At 33.7% G+C, this 3,331-nt stretch carries 4 protein-coding genes; all 4 read left to right on the forward strand.

Translation table 11 applies throughout. From position 1 onward, the window contains the following. On the forward strand, positions 1-681 hold a 681-nt coding region (locus AB8M93_RS18485), incomplete at its 5' end, for a DUF3997 domain-containing protein (protein ID WP_489671773.1). Positions 682-846: 165 nt separating this feature from the next. Beyond that, positions 847-1,350: a hypothetical protein gene (locus AB8M93_RS18490; protein ID WP_373060427.1), complete on the forward strand. Its 504-nt coding sequence runs from the start codon at positions 847-849 to the stop codon at positions 1,348-1,350. Between the two features lie 488 nt (positions 1,351-1,838). Next, positions 1,839-2,573, forward strand: a complete 735-nt coding sequence (locus AB8M93_RS18495) for a CPBP family glutamic-type intramembrane protease (protein ID WP_373060429.1) — start codon at positions 1,839-1,841, stop codon at positions 2,571-2,573. A gap of 160 nt (positions 2,574-2,733) precedes the next feature. Beyond that, positions 2,734-3,249, forward strand: a complete 516-nt coding sequence (locus AB8M93_RS18500; RefSeq protein ID WP_373060431.1) for a hypothetical protein — start codon at positions 2,734-2,736, stop codon at positions 3,247-3,249. Positions 3,250-3,331 lie beyond the last annotated feature (82 nt).

Below are 3,331 nucleotides of genomic sequence, written 5' to 3' on the forward strand. Positions count from 1 at the left end.
CCGTGCCCCTTGGTTGCGCCTGATTTTCCTAACGGAAAATCAAGCTCACAAGCGCACTGTTTTTATACGCCACGTTGCCAAACATTAAAAATGACGAGAATTTCAATCATATTTCTTCTTCTCTTTTCACTGAATAGTTGCATAATAGACGAACAGACCGAAGTGAAACATTTGACGAAGAATTTTAATCTGTCGTGGTGGGCTGAACCTCGATATCAAAGCATTTATGAAAACTCTGACCATAATGAATATGGTGGTTCTACAATAATACCAGAAACCGTTTTTGCAGTTGGTTTCAATGACGACTTTATCATTGCGAAACAACACCCAAATAAAGAAGAAGAAATATCAAATCGGCTTTTCAATAGAGACAGCACAGGATACTATAGACTTTCAAATCCTGCCGACACAATATACCTTTCGCAGGAAGACAGCATTTTTATCCGAAATGGAAATTACTATCATATTAGTAATGGATGGAGTCCACCTGACAGCCTCTTCCCATATCGAAAGGAGACAAAATTTTACATAATTGACATTCGGAATTACGATTTGAAAAATTGGAACAGCAGAGAGAATAAATATGAATACGACTCTGAATCTGAATTTTATACAGGCAGACAAAAACTTGGTGTTCCACAGGACTTGACATTTAAGATAATTGAAGAGAAATTAAAATAAAAAACGTTTGGCAACAATGGCTAAGAAAACATAGGGCAGACAAGGCTTTCAGCAAGTTTCGTTCACTTAGTAAACTTCGGTTTCGGTGGACAGTTAGTCGCTTCGAAAGCCCTACGTTTCTTAGCCGGGACGTTGTGCCCCATTTAAAAAATCATTGTAAACTGAATGAAACTTTTTCCATCTAAAGAATATTCGATAACATTAATTAACGAAAGTTCGAAAGCTATTGGTGGTTTACAAAAGGAAACTTTATCTGACGACCAATTCGTTTCTGACTGGAATAGACAGACCTTTATTGGGAGAATTGAGGGTACCGAATTTGAAGTAAAGCTTTCAAAAAAACTTTATGGAGCATTTTGTATTTTAAAGTGTAAGATGGAAAGATCAACGGGATTTTTAGAAATCAAAGTAAATAAAGATTTTAAAAGATTTTTTTGGATTCTTTTTTTATTCCCAATCATCGGATTTACAATAGTTGTTATACAAAACGGATTAGTGGACTCGACCGACCTTATTATTCCGACTGTACTCTATATTGTAGTTTTGCGATTTGTTTTTATCGAATTAGGCTTTAGGATAATTTCTAAAAACGGTCTGAAAAAATTGAGTCAGACAATTGGGATAGATAAAATAAAACGGGGCACAACAACATATAAAAACAATGCTTAAATCAGTCTTTAATCGAAACATCGTGCTCGCTTGCTTAGCGGATTGTCCTGCGGACAATCACGCTCGCCCGCAGCACTGTTTTTATATGAACCGTTGTAAGGCATCAACAGCAAAACTCAGACGGCAAATTTTAGAAGATCGGCAGGGCAGAGGCTAAAGGGAAGAAAAAAAGCTACGGGTTAGAATCCTCACTCAGCCGCAAGTGGCGCTTTTTTTTGGTACATTTGGATGTTCAGGCTTGTGAATAAGCGGACTTTTGGCCGTAGCCGATCTAAGAAAATGAATGACGAAAAAGGCCAAATTTGAGGCTTATTTGCGACGGATCGTAAAAAGACGCCTTACAACACCATATAAAAAACAATGCTAAAACCAGTGATAAATCAAAAATCCAGGCTTTGCTTGCTACGCCTGATTTTCCTTCGGAAAATCACGCTTGCCCGCAGCACTGTTTTTATATGAATCGTTGTGCGCAAGCTCAAAAAAAGTAAATGCCAGAAATAAAATTAAGAAGACCCAAATTATATTTTATAAAGTTTCGTGAATTAATTGCATTTATTGCAAATCCAAAAGATAATATTTCAAGTGACCTTTCACTTAAAGAGAAATTAAAAGAGATAGTTGTATTTTATATAATTAAACTTTTCATTTCGACATTTCTAATTCTAATCATAGAATTACTTTTTAAGATTAATAATGATGCGGCCCAAAGTTTTAGTCAAAATCACCATCCATTAATTGTTCTTCTTTTAGGAGCATTTCTAGCACCTCTAGTGGAGGAAGCTATGTTTAGGTTATCAATTATTTTTAAACCAATTTTTTTAGCAGTATCAATTGGATTATTCACCTTGACTATTCTTTCGAGGATTGAGGATGTAGGAATATTAAAATTTAATGAAACCACTTATTATAGATATGGCTTAGGTCTTGTTACGAGTGTTTTAGCATTTTATTTTTCTAAAAAGTACCAACTTGTAATTAAGCATTTTTGGCAGAAGAATTTTAGATGGATTTATTATTTCTCAGCTATAACATTCGGATTTTTCCATTTTAGTAATTTTGATTTAGTACCAAGTAGTTTTCTTTTAATTCCTATATTAACCTTACCACATACAACTGGTGGTTTATTTTTTGGTTATATTAGAATTAAACACGGATTTATCTATGCTTTAAGTTTCCATTGCCTTAATAATATGATTTCACTTTCATTAAGTTTATTATTATAAGCCAGCGCACAACAACGTATAACGCAAATGGCGGGTTTGATAGAAAAGAACTAAATTAGTTTTCAGAACCAACAAAATTGTTAAACGACAAATCCGCATCCATAAATCCGCGCCACTTGTCGTTATACGAAACCGTTGTAGCACATTATAGGAAACGCAAATGAAATTAAATAAAACTCTGACTTTTATTGCTATAGGATTTTTAATTATAAATCTATTGTTCTTTAGAAATTTAGAAACTTTAAATGGTGGGAGAGCAATGATTTATGTTTTTATTTTTCCCCTGTTCTGGATTGCAACTCTAATAACAGTAGGATTCTTAGCCTATAGAAATCGAAGAGAATGGTTTAGTAATAAGATGAAAGTTTCTACAATAATTCTTTTGATTTTATGTACACCATTATCAGTCTGGGCGGTTTCTTCCTTAGCAAGACCTGAAATACATTTAGGCGGAACGGGTTATAATCCAATAAAGGGAATTACTATAAAATCCGAAACGTGGAATTATAATTCTGGACAAATAGCAGTTACAAAATTTTGGAAATTAAATACAGACGATAATAGTGGTTATAAAAAAGATTCAATTTGGGTGTATTATGACAAAAAAGGAGATACTGTCAAAATTGAAAAATATAAAAATGACCAACTGATTGAAAGTACAGGAATGAAGAAATAACGTGCTACAACAACGGTAACCGTTGCACAAGCCATTAATTTTCAAAAACCCAGATTAAAATAAGCTACTTTAAGCGGTTTTT

Origin of the sequence: Autumnicola aciditolerans, from assembly GCF_041679265.1 — a bacterium.
Classification (GTDB): domain Bacteria; phylum Bacteroidota; class Bacteroidia; order Flavobacteriales; family Flavobacteriaceae; genus Autumnicola.